Origin of the sequence: Amycolatopsis sp. NPDC006131 (assembly GCF_040614175.1) — a bacterium.
Taxonomy (GTDB): Bacteria; Actinomycetota; Actinomycetes; order Mycobacteriales; family Pseudonocardiaceae; genus Amycolatopsis_E; species Amycolatopsis_E tucumanensis.
Genome location: NZ_JBEXTX010000046.1, coordinates 1 through 17377, shown reverse-complemented (window position 1 = coordinate 17377; position 17377 = coordinate 1). Strand labels below are relative to the sequence as shown.

The 17377-nt window shown below is 73.6% G+C and carries 18 protein-coding genes; 11 read left to right on the top strand and 7 right to left on the bottom strand.

What is annotated here, in order from left to right:
* Positions 1-10: 10 nt before the first annotated feature.
* The gene (locus ABZ215_RS23075) at positions 11-1501 is read right to left on the bottom strand and encodes a carboxylesterase family protein (protein WP_354951466.1); all 1491 of its coding nucleotides are present in this window, start codon (positions 1499-1501) and stop codon (positions 11-13) included.
* Positions 1502-1986: 485 nt separating this feature from the next.
* On the opposite strand from ABZ215_RS23075, the gene ABZ215_RS23070 reads away from it, so the two are divergent.
* The 5 genes from ABZ215_RS23070 to ABZ215_RS23050 are packed head-to-tail and all read left to right on the top strand — an operon-like array spanning position 1987 to position 6398.
* Positions 1987-4212, top strand: a complete 2226-nt coding sequence (locus ABZ215_RS23070) for an ATP-binding protein (protein ID WP_354951464.1) — start codon at positions 1987-1989, stop codon at positions 4210-4212.
* Positions 4209-4616, top strand: coding sequence for a roadblock/LC7 domain-containing protein (locus tag ABZ215_RS23065; RefSeq protein WP_017983289.1), 408 nt, complete (start codon positions 4209-4211; stop codon positions 4614-4616). Before ABZ215_RS23070 ends, ABZ215_RS23065 begins: the two co-directional genes overlap by 4 nt.
* Positions 4613-4999: a DUF742 domain-containing protein gene (locus ABZ215_RS23060; protein WP_354951462.1), complete on the top strand. Its 387-nt coding sequence runs from the start codon at positions 4613-4615 to the stop codon at positions 4997-4999. Before ABZ215_RS23065 ends, ABZ215_RS23060 begins: the two co-directional genes overlap by 4 nt.
* Complete coding sequence (locus ABZ215_RS23055) at positions 4980-5570, top strand: ATP/GTP-binding protein (RefSeq protein WP_354951460.1); 591 nt, start codon at positions 4980-4982, stop codon at positions 5568-5570. The genes ABZ215_RS23060 and ABZ215_RS23055 overlap by 20 nt, the downstream gene beginning before the upstream one ends.
* A gap of 15 nt (positions 5571-5585) precedes the next feature.
* Positions 5586-6398, top strand: coding sequence for an MHYT domain-containing protein (locus ABZ215_RS23050; RefSeq protein ID WP_354710672.1), 813 nt, complete (start codon positions 5586-5588; stop codon positions 6396-6398).
* Here ABZ215_RS23050 and ABZ215_RS23045 read toward each other — a convergent pair.
* Positions 6334-7266, bottom strand: coding sequence for an AraC family transcriptional regulator (locus tag ABZ215_RS23045; RefSeq protein WP_354710674.1), 933 nt, complete (start codon positions 7264-7266; stop codon positions 6334-6336). The genes ABZ215_RS23050 and ABZ215_RS23045 overlap by 65 nt on opposite strands.
* Before the next feature lie 80 nt (positions 7267-7346).
* On the opposite strand from ABZ215_RS23045, the gene ABZ215_RS23040 reads away from it, so the two are divergent.
* The 3 genes from ABZ215_RS23040 (at position 7347) to ABZ215_RS23030 (ending at position 8748) form a co-directional block, all read left to right on the top strand.
* Positions 7347-8144, top strand: coding sequence for an NmrA family transcriptional regulator (locus ABZ215_RS23040; protein WP_354951457.1), 798 nt, complete (start codon positions 7347-7349; stop codon positions 8142-8144).
* Positions 8145-8208: 64 nt separating this feature from the next.
* On the top strand, positions 8209-8406 hold the full coding sequence (locus tag ABZ215_RS23035) for a PspC domain-containing protein (protein WP_027936553.1): 198 nt from the start codon (positions 8209-8211) through the stop codon (positions 8404-8406).
* Positions 8407-8457: 51 nt separating this feature from the next.
* On the top strand, positions 8458-8748 hold the full coding sequence (locus ABZ215_RS23030) for a hypothetical protein (protein ID WP_354951455.1): 291 nt from the start codon (positions 8458-8460) through the stop codon (positions 8746-8748).
* 147 nt (positions 8749-8895) lie between these two features.
* Here ABZ215_RS23030 and ABZ215_RS23025 read toward each other — a convergent pair whose 3' ends face one another.
* Positions 8896-10125, bottom strand: coding sequence for a hypothetical protein (locus ABZ215_RS23025; RefSeq protein WP_354951453.1), 1230 nt, complete (start codon positions 10123-10125; stop codon positions 8896-8898).
* Entirely contained in the window at positions 10122-10475 is a 354-nt protein-coding gene (locus tag ABZ215_RS23020; RefSeq protein ID WP_354951451.1) for a hypothetical protein, read from the bottom strand. The genes ABZ215_RS23025 and ABZ215_RS23020 overlap by 4 nt, the downstream gene beginning before the upstream one ends.
* A 119-nt stretch (positions 10476-10594) precedes the next feature.
* On the opposite strand from ABZ215_RS23020, the gene ABZ215_RS23015 reads away from it, so the two are divergent.
* Positions 10595-12439, top strand: coding sequence for a hypothetical protein (locus ABZ215_RS23015; RefSeq protein ID WP_354951449.1), 1845 nt, complete (start codon positions 10595-10597; stop codon positions 12437-12439).
* A 304-nt stretch (positions 12440-12743) separates the two neighbouring features.
* On the opposite strand, the gene ABZ215_RS23010 is transcribed toward ABZ215_RS23015, so the two are convergent.
* Genes ABZ215_RS23010 through ABZ215_RS23000 form a run of 3 tightly spaced genes read right to left on the bottom strand, consistent with a single transcriptional unit; the run spans position 12744 to position 14923 of the window.
* A complete protein-coding gene (locus ABZ215_RS23010) occupies positions 12744-13958 on the bottom strand; it encodes a sigma-70 family RNA polymerase sigma factor (RefSeq protein ID WP_354951447.1) in 1215 nt (404 codons plus the stop codon).
* Positions 13955-14278, bottom strand: coding sequence for a YciI family protein (locus tag ABZ215_RS23005; RefSeq protein ID WP_237339616.1), 324 nt, complete (start codon positions 14276-14278; stop codon positions 13955-13957). The genes ABZ215_RS23010 and ABZ215_RS23005 overlap by 4 nt, the downstream gene beginning before the upstream one ends.
* Positions 14279-14332: 54 nt before the next feature.
* Positions 14333-14923: a phosphoribosylanthranilate isomerase gene (locus tag ABZ215_RS23000; protein ID WP_354951445.1), complete on the bottom strand. Its 591-nt coding sequence runs from the start codon at positions 14921-14923 to the stop codon at positions 14333-14335.
* A 39-nt stretch (positions 14924-14962) separates the two neighbouring features.
* Here ABZ215_RS23000 and ABZ215_RS22995 point away from each other — a divergent pair, with 39 nt between their 5' ends.
* Together ABZ215_RS22995 and ABZ215_RS22990 are read left to right on the top strand one after the other, a co-directional pair.
* Entirely contained in the window at positions 14963-15955 is a 993-nt protein-coding gene (locus tag ABZ215_RS22995; RefSeq protein ID WP_354951443.1) for a class I SAM-dependent methyltransferase, read from the top strand.
* Entirely contained in the window at positions 15952-16692 is a 741-nt protein-coding gene (locus ABZ215_RS22990) for a GAF and ANTAR domain-containing protein (RefSeq protein ID WP_020422596.1), read from the top strand. Before ABZ215_RS22995 ends, ABZ215_RS22990 begins: the two co-directional genes overlap by 4 nt.
* Positions 16693-17377: the final 685 nt, after the last annotated feature.

Below are 17377 nucleotides of genomic sequence, written 5' to 3'. Positions count from 1 at the left end.
GACGGCGAGCCTAGCGGTCCCGCCAGAACCCGCAGTGGTGCGCCGCGGCGAAGTCCCCGGTCGTGTGAGGGCCGTCCGGGGCTAGCGTGCGCACCTGCTCGTGCGCCGGGTCGTAGCGCGGCCAGTCCGGGCCGGGCGCGCCGGTGCGCACGAACGACGCCCAGTCGGCGACCATCCGCGCCGACAACTGCCGCTGCCCGTCGTCGAACGACGCGCCGCCGCCGAACAGGTAGGACACCTCCAGGCTGTGCGCGGCGCCGAGCGGGAACGGCGTGCGCGACAGGGTGTCCGGGACCGGGGCCCGCGAGTCACCGAACTCGTAGGCGTAGACCGGGCCGGTGCGGGACAGCGCTCCCGCCATGTCCCGCACCGGGCACGCGAACGCGGCGTCGGTGAGCGCCGCCGCCAGCGCACGCGGAGCCGAGCCGCCGTGGGCGGTGAGCGGGTACTCGGCGGCCACGGCCGCGGCGTCCGCCCCGAACACGCGCGTCAGCGCGGCCGGGTAGCCGTCGGCGGTGACCGTCTTCCCGGTCGCCGCGTACTGCTGCGCCAGGAACAGGGTGAACTCGTCCCGCGTCACGCCGACGAGCACCGGCACCCTGGCCGCGTCGCCGTCGCGCATCGCGTCGACCGGGTTGACGGGCAGCGCACCGCCGCCGGTCACCGGGCCCGCGACCGGGACACCGGCGAGGTCGTAGTAGCGCGGCGGGGTGAGCAGCCGGGACGGCGGCAGGGCACGCAGGCACGCGGCGGCGCTGGCCGGATCACTGCAGCCGAGCTTCGCCGCGTACTCGACGCTCGCCGCTTCCGCCACCGCGGCCGGGGAATGCGCCTGGCACGGTCCGCTTTGGACGATCGCGGCGTGGAAGAGCCCGGCCGAGCCCGGCGAGACCAGGTGATCGCACACCGACATCGCCCCCGCGGACTCGCCGGCGAGGGTGACCCGCGCCGGGTCGCCGCCGAACGCGGCGATGTTGTCCCGCACCCACCGCAGCGCCGCCTGCTGGTCGAGCAGGCCGAAGTTGCCGGTGCCGCCGTCGTGCGCGAGCGCCGGGTGCGCGAGCCAGCCGAGCGCGCCGAGCCGGTAGTTGACGGTGACGACCACCAGCCCGCGCGCGGCCAGGTCCCGCGCGTCGTAGGAGTCGCCGTTGCCACCGACGAACGCGCCGCCGTGGATCCAGACCAGCACCGGCAGCCGGCCGGGCTCACCCGCGGGGGTGGTCACGTTCAGGAACAGGCAGTCCTCGCTGCCAGCCTCACCCGGCTGGGGGCAGCGCGCGCCGGGCGCGATGGCGTCCCGCACGCCCGTCCACACCGGACCGGGCGCGGGCGGCTGCCAGCGCGCCGCGGTGGCGTACGGGATGCCTTGGAACAGCCGGTGTCCGTCGGTCACCGTGCCGCGGACCTGTCCGACGGCGAGGGACACGACGTCCGGCGGGGCGGGCGCGGGCGCCGCGCAGGCGGCCAGGACGACGGCGAGGAGCAGGAGCAGGCGCGTCACGGTCGGGTGGCCACCGGTTTCGTCGTCACCGGTGCAGCCTAGACGGTGCGGAACCGGCGATCGCATGTGGATTCGGCACCGCCGGAAAATGTCTCACCGACCAATACCGCAATTCGGTTTTCACCCGGCAATGCCGGTCGTTTTACCCACGGTGCCCCATTGCCCATTCACCCGCCATTAACCGGAGAACTCTCGGTGACCGTTCGGGAACCGCCCGCGGACCACCACAGAGGGGCCATTGCGACATTTGGCCGAACATCGTTCACCAGGTGTGACGCGCAGGGTTGACAAGGTCGCCCGGCTGCGGTTTTCTCCTGACACCGATCACCTGGGGAAGCCAATCACCGCGTTCCGCTTTCGCCGCGATCCCGCGCGGAACGGGGCATGGACACGAATCGGGCGGGCTGGGAGAAATGGATACTGCGGGCTCCGGCCCTGGGGCATGGCATCCGCGCGGCTGGAGCCTGCGCACGAAGATCTCGGTCGTGTTGCTGCTGCCGGTCGTGGTCGCGCTGGCGCTGGCCGGGGCGCGGGTGCGGGCCGAGCTCGCCGAGGCGAGCAAGCTCAGCGCGGTGCGCGACCAGCTGCCCGCGCTGCAGTCGACCCTGGACCTCACCGCGCTCGTCGAGGACGAGATGGTGCTGGCCGTCGCCTCGCCCGGCAGCAGCGAGCTGGGCAGGCAGATCTCCACCGTCGACGCGAAGACCGCCGCCGTGCAGAAGCAGGCCGAGTTCGCGGAGCTGCCCGCGGACACCGCGCGGACGCTGGACACCGCGGTCGGGCGGCTGGCCGGGCTGCGGATGGCAGGCGCCGCGACGGGTTCGGCCACGGTGGCGATGACCGCCGGCTACCACGACGTCGCGGTGGACCTGAGCCGGATCCTGCCGGAGTCCATCGCCGCCGCGGGCAGCTCCGCGATGGACACCACGGCGGCGACCGCGGGCGCGCTGATGCAGCTGCGCACCACCCGCGCGGTCGAGGAGGCGCTGATCCGCGCGTCGGTCACCGGCCCGGTCAACGACACGCTGCTGGCCGCCGCCGCCCGCGCGGCCGCCGAGGAGGGCGTGCTGGCGAGCCAGGTCGAGCGCGGCCTGCCGCAGGAGGCGATCGGGCGGTTCCGGTCCATCACGGGCAGCAACAGCAACCGCCAGGCCGTCCTGCTGGACGCGCTCACGACCGGCGACGGGAGCAGGCTGCCCGGCCTGCTCACCGCGCTGTCGACCGAATCGGCGGCGCTGTCCGACCTGCTGGCGGGGCAGGTGCGCGACCTGGCGGCCACCGTCGGCGAGCGCACCAACGAGGCCCGCTCCAGCGCCCTGCGCGACACCGCGCTCGTGCTGGGCGCACTGCTGGGGGCGCTGGCCATCGCGTTGCTCGTCGCACGCTCGCTGGTGACGCCGGTGCGCCGCCTGCACGCGGCCGCGCTGACCGCCGCGCGCCGCGAGCTGCCGGAGACGATCGAGAAGGTCCGGGCAGGCGAATCGGTGTCCTGGGAGTCAATCGAGCCGGTCCTGGTGGACGGCGACGAGGAGATCGGGCAGCTGGCGCAGGCCTTCGGCGACATGCACCGGCAGGCCGTGCGCCTGGCCGCCGACCAGGCCGAGCTGCGCCGCCAGGTCAGCGAGATGTTCATGACGCTGGCCCGCCGCAACCAGTCGCTGGTCGAGCAGCAGCTCACCCTCATCGAGGACCTGGAAGCCGACGAGCGCAACCCGCAGCGCCTGGAGGAGCTGTTCCGCCTCGACCACATGGCGACGCGGCTGCGCCGCAACGGCGAGAACCTCCAGGTCCTCGCGGGCGGCAGCCCGGCGCGGCGGGACCACGGCCCGGTCTCCACCGCCGAGCTGCTGCGCGCCGCGACCTCCGAGGTGAAGGACTACCGGCGGGTCACCATCGTCAACGCCCCCAACGGCGCGCTGCGCTCGCACGCCGCCAGCGACGTCGTGCACATCCTCGCCGAGCTGCTGGAGAACGCGATCCGGTTCTCCCCGCCCGAGCACAAGGTGCTGCTCACCGCCGACCGCGGCGCCGACGGCGGGCTGCTCGTCGAGGTGGTCGACAGCGGACTGGGCATGCAGCCGGACGACCTGGCCTCGGCCAACCAGCGGCTGGCCTCCGGCGACACGGTCAGCCCGGAGACCACCCGGCGGATGGGCCTGTTCGTGGTGGGGCGGCTGGCCGCCCCGCTCGGGGTCACGGTGCGCCTGCGGCCGACGCACCCGGGCGCGAAGCACGGCGGCATCACGGCCAGCGTGCACGTCCCGGGCGCACTGGTCCTCGCCGACGGCCTCGCCGCGCCCGACCCGGCGCCCGTGCGCCGCGAGCCGGTGCCCGCGCAGGCCCGCCCCGTCGCCACGCCCGTGCGCACCCCGATCTTCGACGGAGTGGTGTCCGGGTGGTTCGCCGAGCAGCCGGGGCCGGACTTCAGCAGCCCGGCCGACGAGAGCTGGCGCGCCGCGGAGATCGCGACCGAGCAGCCGGTCGCGGCTCAGGTCACCAGCGCCGGGCTGCCGACGCGCCGCCCCGGTGCGCAGCTCGCGCCGGGCGCGGCCATGCCGCGGCAGGCCGCGGCACCCGATCCGGCCGGTTTCCGCGACCCGAACGCGGTCCGGAACAACCTGGCCAGGCATTACAACGGAATGCGCGCCGCTCGCGCCCGCACGGGGAACGGGAACGGGCAGGCACCACAGGGGAAGGCGGAACCACGATGACCGAAGAGCACGGCCCGGGCTGGCTGGTGTCGGCGTTCACCCAGGAGGTGGCCGGGGTCGCGCACGCCGCGCTGGTGTCCGCGGACGGCCTGCTGGTGGCGGCGAACGAGAGCCTGCCCAAGGACCGGGCGGACCAGCTCTCGGCGATCGCGTCCGGGCTCGCGAGCCTCGCCGTCGGCACGGCGGAGCTGTTCACCGCGGGCCGCGTCGTGCAGTCGGTGATCGAGATGGAGGACGGGTTCCTGCTGCTGATGAGCGTCGGGGACGGGTCGAACCTCGTCGTGCTCGCGAGCCCGGGTTGCGACATCGGGCTGGTCGGGTACGAGATGACGCTCCTGGTCGACCGCGTCGGCCGCATGGTCGAGACGCCGGCGCGCCAGGTCGCGTACCGGGCAAGGCCGTGAGTGAGCCCGACAGCTTCGGGGACCGCAGGCCGAACTCCCGCTCGCCGTCCCTGGCTCGCCCGTACGCCTGGACCGAGGGCCGCACGCAGCCCACGGTCGAGCTGGCCATCGAAGCGCTGGTCCAGACCACGACCGAAGGCCAGACCCTGCCCTACAACCGCGCGAGCGCGCCGTCGGTGGTGACGCAGCTGTGCCTGCGGCCCCGCTCGGTCGCCGAGATCGCGGCGCACCTGAACATCCCGCTCGGTGTGGCGAAGGTGATCGTGAGCGACCTGCTCGGCGCCGGGCTGGTGACCGTGCGGGACACCCTCGGCGACAACGCCACCTGGGACGAACGCCACGACCTCCTGGAAAGGGTCCTGAGTGGACTACGCACGCTCTGAGGCGCTGAACCGCATCACCTCGGCCAAGATCGTGGTGGCCGGCGGGTTCGGTGTCGGCAAGACGACGTTCGTCGGGTCGATCTCGGAGATCATCCCGCTGCGGACGGAAGCGGCGATGACCGAGGCGTCGGTCGGCGTCGACGAGGTCGGCGCGATCCCCGGCAAGGCGGCGACAACGGTGGCCATGGACTTCGGCCGCATCACGCTCGCGCACGACCTGGTGCTGTACCTGTTCGGCACGCCGGGCCAGCACCGGTTCTGGTTCATGTGGGACGACCTGGTGCGCGGCGCGATCGGCGCGGTGGTGCTGGTGGACACGCGGCGCCTGGCGGACTGCTTCCCCGCGATCGACTTCTTCGAGACCCGCCGCCTGCCGTTCGTGGTGGCGCTCAACCAGTTCCCCGGCGCGCGGCGGCACTCGGTCGACGCGGTGCGGGAAGCGCTTTCCGTCGCGCCCGAGGTCCCGGTCATCACCTGCGACGCCCGGTCCGCCGACTCGACGAAGCAGACCCTGATCACCACCAGCGAGCACGCGATGGCGCAGATGCGGGCCCGGCTGCGCCGCCGGTAGACGAGGAGCTTGGCGATGGATCACGTCCACCACTTCGAAATGGGCGCCTGGGTGATGGTGCTGGCGTATTTGACGTCGGTGGCGGGCTGCGCGCTCGGCCTGGCCTGCACGCTGCAGGCCCGCACCGCGGTCAGCCCGCGGGCGCGCATCGCGTGGCTGGTGCTGGCCGCCGTGTCGATCGGCGGTGTCGGCATCTGGGTCATGCACTTCGTCGCGATGCTCGGGTTCGCCACGCCCGGGATGCCGGTGCGCTACGACATCCCGCGCACGATCCTGTCCGCGGTGCTCGCCGTCGTGTCGGTGTTCGCCGGGCTGCTGGTGTTCGGGGTGCGCGAGCGGTTCCGGTGGTGGCGGCTGCTCGCGGCCGGGCTGATCACCGGGCTCGCGGTGAACCTCATGCACTACACCGGCATGTGGGCGGTGCAGATCAAGGGCACCATCGGCTACCAGGGCGGCCTGGTCGCGCTGTCGATCGTGATCGCGGTGGTCGCGGCGACGGCGGCGCTGTGGTTCACCGCCGCGCTGGACAAGCTGCAGTGGCGGCTGCTCGCCGGTCTCGTCATGGGCGCGGCGGTCACCGGCATGCACTACACCGGCATGGCGGCGGTCCGGGTGCGCCTCGACGTCAGCGCGCCCGACCCGTCCGGCGCCGAGGTGTTCTCGTTCCTGTTCCCGGTGTTCGTGCTGGCCGCGATCGCGCTGGCGGTGCCGGTCTGCGCCGTGCTGATGGCGCAGGCGCCGCCGGAGCCTGCCGGGGAGGACGTCACCCCGGACGAGCAGCCGCTCCCTGCCGGTGCCGCTGCGGGCTCACCCCGTGAGCTCGTTTGAACGCGGCGCTGAGCGCGAACGGGCTGGAGTAGCCGACGCGGCGGGCGACGGCAGCGAGGGTGGTGTCCGGGTCCCGCAGCAGGTCCGCGGCGAGCGCGAGCCGCCAGCCGGTGAGGTAGGCCATCGGCGGCTCGCCGACCAGTTCGGTGAACCGGCGGGCCAGCGCGGCACGGGACACGCCGGTGGCGGCGGCGAGCGTGGCGACGGTCCACGGGTGTTCGGGCCGGTGCTGCAGCAGGCGCAGCGCCCGGCCGACGACCGGATCGGCGTAGGCGCGGTACCACGGGCCGGATTCGGGGCCGGCGAACCACTTCCGCAGCACGTCGATGAGCAGCAGGTCGAGCAGCCGGTCGAGGACGGCCTCCTGGCCCGGCTCGTCGCGGGAGATCTCGGCGCCGAGCAGGGTCATCACCGGTGAGTCCGGCACGGCCACGACGACCAGGACGGGCAGCGCGCCGAGCAGGCGGCGGCTGACCTCGCCGCGAAGCTGGTAGGTGCCGACGAGCAGCGTGGTCGGGCCGTGCGGGTCGTTGCCCCAGGTGCGCAGGCCGAGGCCGGTCATCACGACCTCCTGCCCGGCCGGGGTGGTGCAGACCTGCTCGGGGCCGACGACGACCTGCGGCGTGGTGTCCGGGTGGTCGCAGAAGGTGTAGGGGTCGGGGCCGCGCAGCACCGCCACGTCACCTGCGGTGAGCTTGCGCGTGGAGCCGTCGTCGAAGCACACCCACGCGCTGCCGCGCAGGACGGCGACGAGCGTCAGCGGCGCCTCGTCCTGGATCCGCATCGACCACGGCGGCGCCAGCTGGGCGCGGAGGAGGAAGGCGCCGCGGGCGCGGGGCCCGTCCAGGAGGCCTGCCAGCTCGTCCACGGGCCCAGCGTAGACGAACGCGCATGCGGACGAGCGCGCTCAGCATGGCCCGCCCGTCTGACGGCCGGTTTCCTTGGGGCATGACGAATTTCCTGGTGATCGGCGGAACGGGCAAGACGGGACGACGGGTCGCGGACCGGTTGCGGGCGCGCGGCGAGCAGGTGCGGATCGCGGCGCGGTCCACCGGCTTCGACTGGGACGAGCCGGGCACGTGGGAACCGGCGCTGAAGGACGTCACGACGGCGTACGTGACCTACGCGCCGGACGCCGGTTTCCCCGACGCGGCGCCGAAGATCGGCGCGCTGGCCCGCCAGGCCGGCGAGCAGGGCGTGCGGCGGCTGGTGCTGCTGACCGGCCGCGGCGAGGACGGCGCGCGGCGCAGCGAGGAGGCGATCCAGGATGCGGGTCCGGAGTGGACGGTCGTGCGGGCGAGCTTCTTCGCGCAGAACTTCAGCGAGGACTTCCTCGCCGAGTCGGTGGTGGCCGGCGAGTTCGCGTTCCCGGCGGGGGAGGTGTCGGAGCCGTTCATCGACGCCGACGACATCGCGGACGTCGCGGTGAAGGCGCTCACCGGGGACGGGCACGCGGGGCTGGTGCACGAGATCACCGGGCCGAGACTGCTCACGTTCGCCGAGGCCGCCGCGGAGATCTCGGCGGCGCTCGGCCGTCCGGTGCGGTACGTGCCGGTGAGCGCCGCGGAGTTCGCGGCCGGCCTCGTCGCGGCCGGTGTGGAGCCGGAGTTCGCGGGGCCGTTGAGCGAGCTGCTGGCCGAGGTGCTGGACGGCCGCAACGAATCCGTGACCGACGGCGTGCAGCAAGTGCTGGGCCGTCCGCCCCGCGGCTTCGCGGACTTCGCCCGGACGGCGCACTGGGGCTGACCCCCGGGACGATTCGGGGGTTTCCACCGATGCGCGCGGCCGCGGGCACGGGCATCGTGGTGGCATGACGACGACAACGATGCGACTGACGAGGTCCCGCGACAACCGGGTGATCGCCGGGGTGTGCGCCGGCCTGGCCCACCGCCTCGGCTGGAAACCCCGCACGATGCGCCTGCTGTTCGTGCTGTCCTGCCTGCTCCCCGGCCCGCAGTTCCTGATCTACCTGGGTCTGTGGATCTTCATCCCGAACGAGAGGCGCTGACCCGCATCACCCGATCGGGTTTGAAATTCACGGAGGGGGTTACTCCTTCGCATGGCCAGAACGGGAATCTACCGTGGACGCGGCACCGCCGTGCGAGTGGTCACCGGGATCGGGGCGCTGTTCGCGCTCGTCGAGGCGATCTACATCGTCCTGGTCCTGGCGGGCGCCAACACGGCGAACGCCTTCTACCGTTTCATCGATTCGATCGCCCAGCCGCTGGCGCTGTTCTTCCCCGGGCTCTTCCCCATCGCGAACGGGCAGCTCAACGTGCTGGTCCACTACGGTCTGGCGGCGGTCTTCTGGCTCGTCGTCACCGGCCTCATCGCCCGTCTGCTCCGCTGACGGCGCGTCGTCCTCGTCGGGCTCCTCCGGTGGAGGGGCCTGGCGGCGGGCGACCACGATGAGCACCACGATGATCGCGATGGGCCCGACGATGATCAGGGTCTCGTCCCACCCGCCCTGGTGGGCCAGGATCATCCGCTCACGCATTCACGCTCCCGAGACCAGTGCGATGCCGACCGCGGTGTAGCAGACCATCACGGCGAGCATGGGGTACTGCCCCACCTTCGCATAACCGTCCCGCAGCACGCCGAGCGCGCGGTCATGCGCCGAGGCGACCGCGAGGACGTGCCCGGCCACGATCCCGGCGATCTGGGTGAACGCGATCGCCGCCGGGGAGACCACCGTGTAGTCCACGCCGCCGCCGAACCCGCGCTGCCCCTCGAACACGGCGAACGAGAAGTAGTGCGCGACGGTGTACCCGGCCATGATCGGCACCAGCGACGGCGCGAAGGCGTCGTAGGGGCCGGTGACCGAGCGCCGCAGGTACGGCCGGGTCAGGCGGATCGCGCCGGCGTAGGCCAGCGCGGTGAGCCCGATCGACGCCGCGAGCCCGGCGGTGCCGAGGAGGACGCGGTCGCCGTCGCGGGTCAGATCGCCCCAGACCGGCAGCCGGGTCAGCCCGTCGAACGCCGTGGAGCCCAGCACGACCAGCACGAACGGGGTCAGGCCGCGCTCGCGTTCGAGCGTGCGCAGGCCGTCCAGCGGGTTGCGCAGCACCAGGCGGCCGTCCGCGCGGCGGCCCCACGGCGACAGCGCGGCGATCAGCACCGAGTAGACCTCGAACCCGTCGCCGCGGTCGAACCAGCGCGGCCCGAACACCGCACCCGCGACGACGTGCACCACCGCGTAGGCGGTGACGAACACCGCGATCGCCCGCGGGGAATCGGAGTGCGGGTACACCAGTTCCAGCCACAGGAAGGCGACCAGGCCCGCGACGGCCGGGACGAACCCCCAGCGCGGCAAGGGCAGACGGCCGGGGAAGATCGCGGTGAGTGTCCGCAGTGGATTGGCCAGCCGCCAGACCGGTCCGCACAGCACGGAAAGCGGCACGAGCCCGACCCAGAACCACACGTAGAACCAGGCGCCTGCGGGGTTCTTCGCCGAGTCGTCCGCGCCGGTCCAGGCGAACACCAGGAACACCGCGAACAGCGCCAGCCCGAGCAGGCGCAGCGCGATCCGCGTGGCGCGGGCGTCGGCGATCCGCTCGAGCGCCCGCGGCCACGCGCGCCCGGCTTCCGCGCCACGCAGCTTCGGCCGCTTCCACAGCGCGGTGAGCGCGAAGAACGACACCAGCACCGCGGCCGCGCCGGCGTAAAGCGCGAGCCACAGCGGGACCGGCAGGTCGGAGCGCCCGCCGAGACCGTGGGCGAGGATCACGCCGTGACCCGGAGCTCGGTGAGCGCGGCCCCGCTGTGGTGCAGCTCGACCTCGAACACCCCGGGGATGTCCGCGGTGAACGTGACGGAGGCGGGCTGCCCGGCCACCACGTCCGCCTTGCGGTCGTAGCCGTGCACGTGCAGCTCGTCAGGGGCGTCGGTGGTGACCTGGATGGTCACGGTCCGGCCCGCCGCGACCTCGACCCGGTCCGGCCCGGCCGTCCGCTTGCCGCCGGTCACGGTGAACACCGCCACCTCCGGCGCGGCGCCCGGCTGCTGCTGCGGCGCCGTGCTCCCGCACCCGGTGGTCACCAGCAACGTCGCCAGCACCGCCACGACGAACCTGCGCATTCCCCGTCCTTCCTCCGCCCGGCTTGCCCGCTGCGTCCGGGAGCCCGTAAAGTATGTGACCAACGGTAACAGTTACTTCGGGTAGCACGCATGCCCGGCTTCATCGAGGAAGGTCCACCGTGCTCGTCGCCCAGGAGTCCAGCCCGCCGGCGGGCGGGGCCGCGCTCGGCCAGATCGTCATCGCGGGCCTGATGTTCTTCGTGATCTTCCTGCCGCTCGCCGTGTTCGTCATCCGGGAGCGCGCCGGGCGCACCACGCTGGTCGGCAGGCTCGCGGACACCTCGGCCGGGCTGAGCGGGCTTCCCCGGTGGGCCGCGCTGCCGATGTTCGTCGCGTTCCTGTCCGGGATGGCCGCGTTGATCGGCGTGTACTGGGACGTGCCGATCCACATGGAACTCGGCCGCGACGAGGGGCCGCTGGCCAACCCGTCGCACTACCCGATCTGCTTCGGACTGATGGGCATCTTCGCCAGCGGGGTGCTCAGCGCCGCGCTGGCGAAGGGGAAGCTGCCGGTGCGCACGTTCCCGATCGGGCCGCACTGGCGCGCGCCGATGGGCAGCATCCAGATGATGGCGACCGGCCTGGTCGGCATCGCCGGGTTCCCGCTGGACGACGTGTGGCACCGGCTGTTCGGCCAGGACGTCACCGAGTGGGGGCCGACGCACGTGCTGATGATCGGCGGCGGGGTCGGCGTGGTGATCGGCCTGCAGCTGCTGCTCGGCGAGGCGCGGCAGGTCGGCGCGACCGGGCCGGTGGTGCGCCTGCTCGGGCCGCTGCTCGCGGGCGCCTGGCTGATGGGCGCGTCGGCGTTCCTGATGGAGTTCGACCTCGGGGTGCCGCAGTTCCCGATGCTCGCCCAGGTGGTGCTGGTCGGGCTGATCGGCAGCTGGACGCTGGTCTACGGGCGCCTGGCCGGCGGGCCGGGCGGGGCGCTGCTCGTGGTGGCCGTGGTGCTGGTGACCAGGGCGGTGTTCGCGGTGCTGCCGCTGGTCAACGACCTGCACGTGGCACTGCTGCTGCCGTACGCCGCCGAGGCCGTGGTGATCGAGGTGGTGGCCGTCCTGCTGCGCGGGCGGCAGGGGTACGCGTTCGCCGTGGTGGCCGGGCTGGCCACCGGGGTGTTCGGCATGTTCGGCGAGTGGGCGTTCTCGCAGTGGCTGATGCCGGACCCGTGGCCACTGTCCCACATGGACACCTTCGTGCTGTGGGGCGCGGCGGCGTCGGTGGCGGGCGCCCTGATCGGGGTGTGGCAGTACCAGCGGGTCGAGGCGGTGGCGGCGCGGCGCCCGTCGGACCCGGCGCCGTCGGGCGAGCCCGCGGCGCGGTTCCGGACGCGGCACCTGGGCGGGCTCGTCGGCGCGCTGCTGGCGGTCGGCTTGTCGGCGGCGGTGATCCCGCCCGCCGATCCGCCCGCGGGCCTGGTGGCGAACATCCAGCTCACCGACACCGCGGAGAGCCTGCCGATCTCGAACCCGCACGGCGGCGGGCAGCCGCGGTGGGTGACCGCGACGGTGACGATCAACCGGGCGGACCTGGTGTCGGATCCGGTGTGGCTCAACGGTTTCTCGTGGCAGGGCGGGGACTTCTACAGCGCGCCGCTGGAGCGGACGGCGGAGGGCACGTACCGCACGACGCAGCCGCTGCCGGTGTTCGGGCAGTGGAAGACCGGAATCCGCGTGCACTACGGCTCGCGGGTGATGGCGCTGGCGCCGATCTACGCGCCCGCCGACCCGGCCGCGAACGCCGGAGAGATCTCCGCGACGTCCGGGCCGCGCCCCTTCATGTCGGAGATCGAGTTCCTGCAGCGCGAACGCAAGACGGACACGCCGCTGGTGCTGTGGACCGTGGCGTACGTGGTGGTGGGCCTGGTGTTCGGCGGCATGTGGGTCCTGTTCGCGTGGCTGTACACCGCCGCGGCGGGCGGCGCACCGTCCCCCACGCGGCGGGTGCGGGTCAGCAGCTGACCCCGGGGCGGCCGGTGCCTTCCGGGGGCGCACCGGCCGCCTCGCACTCCCCGGGCCGCACACCCCTGGGGGCCACGGCGCGCAGCCACGCCGCACCTCCGCCCACCACCGGGCACAGCCGCCCGCCGCCACGCCACCACTGCCCAATCGCACGGCAGCATCCAGCTACCCCACCTCCACCCAGCACCGCACCGGCCGTCTCCTCGAGCAGCACGAGCCGCCACCTGCGCAAGGCAACCGCCACTCACACCGAGCCGCACCTCCACCCGTGAGGGGTGCCTGCAGCCACCAGCCACCCCTCCTACTACCCCACCTCCGCCAGCCGCCGCGTCAGGAAGCGGCGCTCCACATCCGTCGTGACCAGCCGCAGCGCCTCCCGGTACTCCGCCGCCGCCTCGGCACGCCGGCCCAGGCGACGGAGAAACTCCGCACGCGTGGCCGGCAGCAGGTGATACCCCGGCAGGTCCACATCGGACAGCAGTCGCAACCCCTCCGCCGGCCCCTCGGCCATCCCCACCGCCACCGCGCGGTTCAACTCCACCACCGGCGACCGGGTCATCGCCGCCAGCTCGCCGTACAGCGCGGCGATCTGCGGCCAGTCCGTGTCCGCCGCCCGCGCCGCCTTGCCGTGGCACGCCGCGATCGCCGCCTGCACCTGGTACGGCCCGGGCGCCCCGCGCCGCAGGGCGCCCTCCAGCAGCGCCACCCCCTCGGCGATCTGGGCGTGGTCCCACCGGTCGCGGTCCTGGTCGGTCAGCAGCACCAGGTCCCCGCGCTCGTCCACCCGCGCGTCCCGCCGCGAGTCCTGCAGCAGCAGGAGCGCGAGCAGCCCGGTGGCCTCCGGCTCGTCCGGCATCAGCTCGTGCAGCACGCGCGCCAACCGGATCGCCTCCGCGGACAGCTCGCGGCGCAGCAGGTCCGCACCCGCCGTCGCCGAGTAGCCCTCGTTGAACAGCAGGTACAGGACCGCCAGCACGGCAGGCGTCCGCTCGGGCAGCAGATGCGCCGGCGGCACCCGGTACGGGATGCCGGCGTGCCGGATCTTCTGCTTCGCCCGCACCAGCCGTTTCCGCAATGCGGGCTCGGCGACCAGCAGCGCCCGCGCGATTTCGGCCGGCGTCAGCCCCGCGAGCGTGCGCAGGGTCAGTGCCACCTGCGCGTCCAAGGACAGCGCGGGGTGGCAGCAGGTGAACATCAGGCGCAACCGGTCGTCGGGCACGCCGCTGTCGTCTTCGAACGGTTCGGGTTCGGGCATCGCCGCGACCTCCCGCAGCTTGGCCGCCCCCACCGCGTCCCGGCGCAGCCGGTCGAGAGCGCGGTTGCGGGCGGCGGTGGTGAGCCAGGCCCCGGGCCGGCGCGGCACGCCGTCCCGGGCCCACGCCCCGACTGCCTGGGTGAACGCGTCCTGCGCGCACTCCTCGGCGAGGTCCCAGTCGCCGGTGAGCCGGATCAGGGTCGCGACCACCTGCCCCCACTCGTCGCGGAACGCGCGGACGAGGGCGGTGTGGACGTCGGTCATGGCTGCCAGATCGGGCGGACCTCGATCGACCCGTAAGTGGCGGCCGGGTGCTTCGACGCGATCTCGACCGCCTCGTCCAGGTCGGCGCACTCGATGAGGCAGAACCCGCCGACCTGCTCACGTGTCTCGGCGAACGGACCGTCGGACAGCAGCACCTCGTCCGACCGCACCCGCACCGTGGTCGCCTCGTGCGGCGGCCGCAGCCCGGCCCCGCCACGCAGGACGCCCCGCCCGGCCATCTCCTCGCTCCAGCCGCCGCAGCCGTCCTCGGCGTGCTCGGCGGCCTCCGGGCCCCCGCAGATCAACAGCATGTACTGCATCGCAGTCCTCCTCGCCGGAAGTGTTCTCACCACACCGACGAACGGGACCCGCGATCAGGGACGCGCGGCGGCGAGGAATTCCCGGATCAGCCCATGGTCCTTCGTGCCGCGGGTGGACTCCACCCCGCTGGAGACGTCGACGCCCCACGGCCGCACGGTCTCGATCGCCTCCGCAACGTTGCCCGGCCGCAGCCCGCCGGCCAGCAGCCACCGCCCGGTCTGGCCGCGCAGCGCCGACCAGCCCCACTGCTCACCCGACCCGGCCCGGGGCGAGTCGAGGATGAGCATCTCCTCGCCGAACGCGCCGACCTCGACCCGCTCACCAGCGGTGGAGGTGGCACGCACCAGCCGCACCCCCAGGCCGGCGAGCTCGGCGAAGTCGCCGGCCGTGTAGCCGTCGCCGTGCAGCTGGACCGCGCCCAGCCCGGTCTTGACGGCGATGCCCCGGACGTCGGCGACCGGCATCCCCAGGAACACCCCCACGCTGAGGACCTCCGGGGGCACGGCGGCCACCAGGCGGGTGGCCTCCTCCACGGTCACCTGCCGGGGGCTCGGCGTCAGGACGAACCCGACGGCGTCGGCCCCGGCGGTCACCGCGCAGTCGACGTCGGCCTCGGTGCGCAGGCCGCAGATCTTCACGAACACCCCACCAGGGTAGGCGCCGCGGAAGTCTAAACTGCGGCGATGTCCTTGATCGGTACGCGGTTGCGCAGCCTGGCCAGGCGATACGCGGTCTCGCGGCGGACACACGAGGACCTCCTCGCCCGGTGCGCCGCGGCGGAGGCCGAACGGGACCAGCTCGCCGCCACCTACCGCACCTGGGTGCCGCCGGGGCACTTCTACTCACCGCAGCCGGACCCCGCGCAGGTCCTCACCCGCGCCGGCGCGCTGTTCGACACCGCCGCCGATCCCGCCAGCCTCGACCTGCGCGAGGACGACCAGCTCGCGCTGTTGCCCGTCCTCACCGAGCTGCTGAAGGAGCACCCGTTCCCCGAGCACCGGTCGCCGGAGTACCGCTACTTCTTCGGCAACCCGGAGTACTCCTGGTCCGACGCGCTAGTCCTGCACGGCATGCTGCGTCACCTGCGCCCACGGCGGCTGATCGAGATCGGATCCGGCTACTCGTCGGCGATGACGCTGGACACGGTCGAGCACTGGCTGGACGGCGCGGTCGAGCTGACGTTCGTCGAACCCCACCCGGAGCTGCTGCGGTCGCTGCTGCGCCCGGGCGACGAACAGCGGGTGACCGTGCGTGAGCAGCCGGTGCAGGACGTGCCGCTGGAGACGTTCCTCGCCCTGGAGGCCGGTGACGTGCTGTTCATCGACTCCACTCACGTGGTGAAGGCGGGCTCCGACGTCAACCACCTCTTCTTCGAGGTGCTGCCCCGCCTCGCCGACGGGGTGTGGATCCACGTGCACGACGTGTTCTTCCCGTTCGAGTACCCGCTGGAGTGGGTGACCGAGGGCCGCGCCTGGCAGGAGGTCTACCTGCTGCGCGCGTTCCTGGCCTACAACCCGCGCTTCGAGGTCCGCTGGTTCCAGCAGTACCTGTGGGCGCGGCACCGCGAGCTGCTGACGGCGGCCGTCCCGGACATGGCGCGCAACCCGGGCGGGAACATCTGGCTGCGGAAGGCGCCCGATTACGGCTCCACGGCCCCGGGTACTCGCGACGCATGACCGAGAGCCGCGCGGATCCGCTGGTCCGCCTCGACCACGTCGCGGCCGCGCTGGAGGACCTGCGCGGTCAGGCGGCCACCCAGCCGCTGGAGGAGGTCGCGCGGGGCATCGCCGAGAGCGCCGTGGCGACGCTGCCGGACGCCGACTCCGCGACGATCACCGCGATCGCCGAGGACGGTCACCTGTACACCCTGGCGGCCACGGACGAGGGAATCGTCGGGATCGACGAGTGCCAGTACAAGACGCGCCGCGGCCCGTGCGTCGAGGCGGCGACCCAGCGGCACCCGGTGCGCGCGATCGTCGGCGAGCACGAGCAGGAGTGGCCGGAGTTCACCGCCTCGGCGAAGGCGGCCGGTATCAACACTTACCTGTCGGTGCCGGTGCTGCTGCCGGGCGAGCCGGGTGGCGAGGACGAGGTCGTGGGCGGGCTGGACTTGTACAGCTTCACCGCCCAGGCCTTCGACGACTACGACGAGCAGGTGATGCGCCTGTTCACCACGGCGGCGTGCGAGGCGTTCACCAACGCCCGCCGCTGGGCCGCGACGCAACGCAAGATCGCCCAGCTGGAGACGGCGCTGACCTCGCGGGCCGAGATCGACCAGGCGAAGGGCGTGCTGATGGCGATCCACGGGTGCAGCGCGGACGAGGCGTTCGCCCGGCTGGTCGAGGAGTCCCAGCGGACGAACACGAAGCTGGCCGCGGTAGCGAGGAAGCTGCTCGAATCACTGCGCCGCTGAGGTAGCGCGCAGGCGGACGGCCGGCGGCGCGGAAGCGGCGCTGAGGCGGCGGGTCGGCGGCGGGCCGGTGGCACGGAGGCGGTGGCGCTGAGAGGGCGGCCACAGCGCCGGGCCAGCTGGCCGGTGGCACAGAGCCGGTGGCGCTGAGGGGGCGACCACGGCGCCGAGCCGGCGGGCCGGCGGCGCTGAGGGGCGGCGCAGACACGGCGGCCGGCCGCGCTGAGGGGGCGGGCCGGCAGCGGGCAGCGGCGCAGAGGCGGTGGCACAGACGCGGCAGGCCGGTGGCACAGAAGCAGCGGCGCTCATGCGGCGGGCCCGGCAGTGCAGCAGCGGCGGCCCGGCACCTCTTGGGCGGCGCTCAGGCGGTCGGCCGGCGGCGCAGAAGCGGCGGCTCAGTAGCGCCCAGGCGGCGGCCTGGCAGCGCAGAGGCGGCCAGGCGGCAGCGCAGAAGCGGCGGCCCGGCAGCCCGCAGGCGGCACAGAGGCGGCGGGCCAGCAGTGCAGAGGCGGCCGGCCTGGCAGCGCAGAAGCGGTGCTCGGCAGGACGATCACCGGCTGGATCCGGGACCGCAGGCTCGAGCGGTGCTGGCACCTGGTGACCGGCGGCGGGCGGGGCACCGGCGCGGCCGTCGTCGCCCGGTTGCGTGCCGCCGGCGCCGATGTCCTGGCCACCGCCCGCACCCGCC